Origin of the sequence: Pseudoroseomonas ludipueritiae (assembly GCF_014490445.1) — a bacterium.
Classification (GTDB): domain Bacteria; phylum Pseudomonadota; class Alphaproteobacteria; order Acetobacterales; family Acetobacteraceae; genus Pseudoroseomonas; species Pseudoroseomonas ludipueritiae.
The window spans coordinates 1-5,594 of the sequence record NZ_JACTUZ010000215.1 but is presented as its reverse complement, the minus strand read 5'-3'; the positions used below and the strand labels follow the sequence as shown (position 1 = coordinate 5,594).

Annotated in this window: 6 protein-coding genes; all 6 read right to left on the bottom strand. The window is 65.8% G+C overall.

Annotation, left to right across the window (positions count from 1 at the left end):
* Positions 1-101: 101 nt before the first annotated feature.
* Positions 102-1,055 (bottom strand): 3-hydroxyacyl-CoA dehydrogenase, encoded by a 954-nt coding sequence (locus IBL25_RS23975; protein ID WP_202986874.1) that lies wholly within the window; start codon positions 1,053-1,055, stop codon positions 102-104.
* Positions 1,052-1,762 (bottom strand): SDR family oxidoreductase, encoded by a 711-nt coding sequence (locus IBL25_RS23970; protein ID WP_187780985.1) that lies wholly within the window; start codon positions 1,760-1,762, stop codon positions 1,052-1,054. Before IBL25_RS23970 ends, IBL25_RS23975 begins: the two co-directional genes overlap by 4 nt.
* A gap of 4 nt (positions 1,763-1,766) precedes the next feature.
* A complete protein-coding gene (locus IBL25_RS23965; RefSeq protein WP_187780984.1) occupies positions 1,767-2,774 on the bottom strand; it encodes a Bug family tripartite tricarboxylate transporter substrate binding protein in 1,008 nt (335 codons plus the stop codon).
* Positions 2,775-2,993: 219 nt separating this feature from the next.
* Positions 2,994-3,986, bottom strand: a complete 993-nt coding sequence (locus IBL25_RS23960; protein ID WP_187780983.1) for a tripartite tricarboxylate transporter substrate binding protein — start codon at positions 3,984-3,986, stop codon at positions 2,994-2,996.
* 50 nt (positions 3,987-4,036) lie between these two features.
* A complete protein-coding gene (locus tag IBL25_RS23955) occupies positions 4,037-5,191 on the bottom strand; it encodes an acyl-CoA dehydrogenase family protein (protein ID WP_187780982.1) in 1,155 nt (384 codons plus the stop codon).
* 14 nt (positions 5,192-5,205) lie between these two features.
* Positions 5,206-5,594: acyl-CoA dehydrogenase family protein (locus IBL25_RS23950; RefSeq protein ID WP_275296061.1), on the bottom strand; the 389-nt coding region annotated here is incomplete at its 5' end.

The following is a 5,594-nucleotide window of genomic DNA, read 5'->3' as shown; positions in this document are numbered from 1 at the left end:
CAGCGTCGTTCTACCTCACTTCGGCCACCCTGCCGTTTGCAACAGAACTATCGCTGCCGCCGCCACCTAAACTGCCCAGGTAGTGCCAGATGAGGGCCTGTTTATTCGTGCCCCTTTCTCATCTTGAGATCAGCCATCAAAACGCGATCACGCCAAGCCACACGCGTCTCCCAGGCATCGATGGGCAGGATGGCGCGACGCTCCTGTTCCACCCGGGCGACCAGCTCGGGCGTCCAAAGGTCGTTCATGCCCCTCTCCGCGCCCATGCGGGCGTAGGACGGACCCATCCTTTCCGCATGCGCCACGATGCCGCCGCGGGTATTGAGATCGGCCGTCTCGAAGGGCCCGATATGCACCCACCGCCGGCCTAGGCCATCACGCACAACACGGTCAATGTCATCGGCCGAGGCCACACCGTCACGGACCAAGCAATAGGCTTCCCGCAGCAGGGCGCCTTGCAGTCGGTTGAAGATGAAGCCCTCAACCTCCCGCTTCACTCGGACCGGTGAAAGCCCCGCCTGCGTGAAGAGCGCCTCCGCCCGAGCGGCTGCCGCCTCCTCGGTGAAGGGCGCGGGCACGATCTCGATCACCGGGATCAGGTAGGGCGGGTTTCCGGGATGCGCGACCATGCAGCGCCGGCGTCCCTCCAGCTCCGCCGCGAAGGATGAGGCTGGAAGGAATGAGGAGGAACTCGCCAGCACGGCCTCAGCCGGTGCGAGGCGGTCCAACTGCTGAAAAAGTTCCTTCTTCAACTCCAGGCGCTCCGGTGCGCATTCCTGCACATGCTGCACACCTGACACCGCCTCGGCCACATCGCCGGTGACAGAGACGCGAGCCAGGATTGCCTCGGCCGGCTCCTCTAGCAATCCGTAGCTGGAAAGGTCCTGCAGGCGTGCCGACACCTCCCCCGGCACCGAGGCTCGCCGGGCTTCATCCGGGTCCTGCACCCGCACTGGCAAGCCCGCCCGGCTGAAGACCAGGGCAAAAGCAACGCCAATGCTGCCGCCCCCAATGATCGCGACTGGCGCCTGGGATGGCATGTCGTTTCCGCTCATGCGCCGGCGGCGCCCACGGTCATGCCGCCGCAGACATAGAGTGCCTGCCCCGTGACGAAGCCGCTGCGCTCGTCGAGAAGAAAGGACACAGCATGGGCCACATCCTCGGGCGTGCCGAGGCGCCGCACCGGCACAGCATCGATGATGGCGCGAGTACGCGGGCTGTTGTGCGGGTTGGCGCGCTCGAACAACTCTGTGCGGATGGGGCCGGGGCCGACGGCATTGGCAGTGATGCCGAACTCACCAAGCTCCAGCGCCCAGACCTTCGCCATTCCGATCAGCCCTGCCTTGGTGGCGGCGTAAACCGTCCGCAGCTCCTTCCCCAGCGCGGCGCGGGAGGCCATGTTGACGACGCGGCCAAAGCGCGCCTCCTTCATGCCCGGCAGCACCGCCTGCAGGCACTGCATGGCGCAGCGCAGGTTCAGTGAAACGACGAGGTCGAGGTCGGCGATGGTCTGTTCCTCCACCGGGCCAGGACGGACCACGCCGACGTTATTGACCACGCGGGTGATGGGGCCGCCGCGCAGCGCGACCTCCAGGGCACGCGTGGTTTCCTCAGGGTCGGACAGATCGGCACGGATGATGCCTTCATCGGCACCGCCTTCCCGGTCGATGACCACCGGTTCGTAGCCATCCGCGCGGCACCGCTCGGCCACGGCACGCCCGATGCCGGACGCGCCGCCCGTGATCAGAACCCGGTCAGCCACGGCCTCAGTCCACCCGGACGTTGGCTTGCCGGATCACGGCGGTCCAACGCTTGATTTCCGCATCGATCAGACGCTGGAATTCCTCCGGCTTATCCCCCACCGGCTCCCCGCCCTGTTCGGCGATCCGGGCGCGCGAGACAGGCTCGTTGACGATCGTGTGGATGGCCGCCGCCACTTTGTCGATGATCGGCCGCGGGGTGCGAACCGGCGCCTGGACGCCGAACCATGCCACGGTCTCGACGCTCGGCAGGCCAGCCTCACGAACGGTGGGCACATCCGGCAGCGAAGGGCTGCGCTGCGGGCTCGTGACCGCGATGGCACGTAGGCGGCCGCCGTTGATGTGACCGATGGATGACGGCAGATTATCGATGGCCAGGTCCACACGGCCAGCAATGGCGTCGATCAGCATCGGCCCCGAACCGCGATAAGGAACGTGGATAAGGTCGATCCCCGCCCCGGCCTTCAGCAGCTCGCCGGTCAGATGCAAGCTGGAGCCGTTGCCGGAAGAGCCGAAGGTCAGTTCCCCTGGCTTGGACTTGGCGCTGGCAACCAGGTCCTGCAGCGTCCGGATGGGCGAGCTGGATGCCACCGTCAGCACATTCGGGACATTCGCCACATTGGAGACAGCGGCGAGATCCTCGGCCTTGTAGCTGATGCTGCCCTTGTACAGCTCGTAGTTGATGGCCGCCGTGCCGATCGTGGTCATCAAGAAGGTATAGCCGTCGGCGTCGGCCTTGGCGACGAAGTCAGCGCCGACACTGCCGCCGGCGCCGGCGCGGTTCTCCACCACAACGGGGACGCCGAGGTGCTTCTGCAACGGCTCCGCCAGAACACGGGCCAGCAGGTCGGTCGTGCCGCCAGCGGGGAACGGCACCACGATGCGGACAGGACGATTGGGCCATGCGGCGCCCTGCGCGCTGGCCATGCCAGGCAGAGCAGCGGAACCCGACGCCGCGCCAGCCAGCAAGGCGGCTCCGCGAAGGGCTTGGCGTCTCGTGAAATAATTACGCATCAGTGCTTATCCTTAGGATGTTCCGCAGGGAAACAGCGCGTGGCTATAGGGCATCCGGGACGGAAGGGCACGCCCCAGATGCCCACCTTCCGTCACATCGAAAGGAAGCAGTTCACGTGGAGCGATGCTTCATCGACTGACTCCCGATCCGCTCTGCTCAGCACGGGTGAACACCGTGGGCGTCGCCTTTGCTTGCCTGAATCAGCCCCGCACCTCTCCTTAGCTGGCTTTCAGGCCCAGGCGGCGGATCATCGCGCCGTCCTCCTCATATTGCCGTTGCGCCGCCGCGGCATAATCCTGGCTGCCGAGGTAAGCGACGGACATGTCGAGACGGTCCAGCACCGCGAGATGCGCGGGGTCGTGCAATGCCTCGCGGAAGCCATCCTGGAGCAGCTTGACAACCGCCGGCTCCATGCCGGCCGGTCCTGCCAGGCCATAGGGAGATTCCGAAACCACGTCGATGCCCTGCTCGCGCAGCGTCGGAACCTCAGGAAAGCGCTTGGCGCGCTCGGCACCCCAGGTGCACAGCAGGCGCAGCCGCCCGTCCTTCACCAGTTCCGCCCAGGCGCTCGCATCCGCTGAGACATGGATCTGCCCTGCCATCAGGGCCTGAAGGTCCTCGGACACACCGCGGAAGGGCACATGTGTCCATTCAATCCCACGTGTCTGGGCGATCTGCTCCATCGTGATGTGGAGTGAAGTTCCGCTGCCCGGCGAGCCATAGGTGACCTTGCCCGGGTTCGCTTTGGCATAATCCAGGAATTCGGTGAAGCTATGCCACGGCGCATCCGCGCGAACGACCACGCCGAACAGGTAACCCGTCAGCTGCAGCACCCAGCTGAAATCCTTCATCGGGTCGAAAGGCGGCTTGGCGACCATCTGCGGGTAGCGGAACACCGAGACCGGCATCTGCGCCAGGGTATAGCCATCCGGCCGCACGCCGCCGACCAGCGCCTGGGCGCCCAGGATGCCACCGGCGCCGGAGCGGTTCTCCACCACCACCGGCTGCCCGAACCGGCGTGACGCGGCATCGCAGAGCGCGCGCATCTGCACATCCGTGGCGCCGCCTGGGGCGAAGGGCACGAACATGCGGATCGGCTTGTTCGGGAAGCGCTCCTGCGCCAGGCTTGGCCTGGCCAGGATCGTTGCCGCCAGGCCGGCAGCCGCGCCGAGCACATGGCGCCGCCCCAATCCACCCGTTTTATAGACCATCAAAAAAACCCTCCCTGCTTGTTCCCGCCCCGGTGTTCCGGGTGCGGCTGTTATTCAGCCTCGACGAGGTTGTCGGCGGCGCTGACCACGCCGAGGTGATGATCGGTATCGCCGAAGCTCTTCTCGATCATCGTCAGATGCTTGAAGTAGTGGCCTGCCTTGTATTCCCAGGTCATGGCGATGCCACCCTGGAGCTGCACCGCTTCCTGCCCCACCTTGCGCGCCGAGTTGTTGATCTGCACCTTCGCGGCGGAGATGGCTGACTGGCGCAGCGCCGCATCCGGCTCCTCGGCCATCATGGCTGCGTAGAGCGCCATGGATCGCGCCTGCTCGACCGCCACCAGCATATCCGCCGCACGATGTTGCAGCGCCTGGAAGGAGCCGATGGAAACGCCGAACTGCTGGCGCGTTTTCAGATAGTCTACGGTGTTGCGCTGCAATTCATCCAAGGTGCCCACGGCTTCGGCGCAGAGCGCGGCGATGGCCAGGTCGGTCACCCGCTGCATCAGCGGCAGCCCGGCACCGACCTCGCCCAACACCGCCTCGGCCGGGACCTGCACACCTTGCAGCGTGATCTCCGCGCTGCGCAGCCCGTCCTGCGTCGCCATGCCGCGGCGCGTGACGCCAGGAGCGTCGCCATCCACCAGAAACAACGTGATGCCGTCACGGTCACGCCGCGCACCGGCGGTCCGCGCACTGACCACCAGCTTGCCGGCGCTGTCCCCATGCAGCACGCCGAGCTTCAACCCGTCCAGGACGAAACCATCGCCGCTGCGGCGGGCTGTGGTCGAAACATCTTGCAGGTCGTAACGCGAGCCTGGCTCCAGCTGCGCGAAAGCCAGGGTCAGCGAGCCATCCGCGATCTGCGGCACCAGTTCTGCCCGCATGGCAGCCGAGCCGCCGAAGCGGATGAAGCCACCGCCCAGCACCACGGTGGAGAGATAGGGCTCCACCACCAGCCCGCGCCCGATGGCTTCCATAACAATCATGGTCTCCACCGGCCCGCCACCGATGCCGCCATCCTCCTCCGTGAAAGGCAAGGCCAACAGGCCCATCTCGGAGAACTTGGACCACAGCATCGGGCTATAGCCGCCGGGGCCGGCCTGATAGGTCTTACGTTTCTCGAACTCGCCATAAGCATCGTTCACGAAGCGGTCGATACTCTCCTTGAGGAGACGCTGTTCCTCGCTCAGGTCAAAGTCCATGGCGGTGTCTCCCCTCAGAGGCCCAGGAAGGCCTTGGCGATGATGTTGCGCTGGATCTCGTTGGAGCCGCCGTAGATCGAGACCTTGCGGTAGTTGAAGTAGAGCGGCGCGATGGCATCCAGGCCCTCGGGCAACAGGGATGGTTCATTGCGTCCGGCTCCATCGTCATGGCCGGGCGCCGCCTGGGCATAAGGACCAGCGACATCCAGCAGCAGTTCGGTGGTGGCCTGCTGCAACTCGGAACCCCGGATCTTCAGGATGGAGGAAGCGGGGTCCGGCTTGTCGGCATCCCGGTGCCGCTGGTTGGCCACCACGCGCATCTGCGTGATCTCCAGCGCCTTCAACTCCACTTCAATGGCGGCGACGCGGCGGCGGAAGGCGGAATCCTCCCAGAGCACGCCAT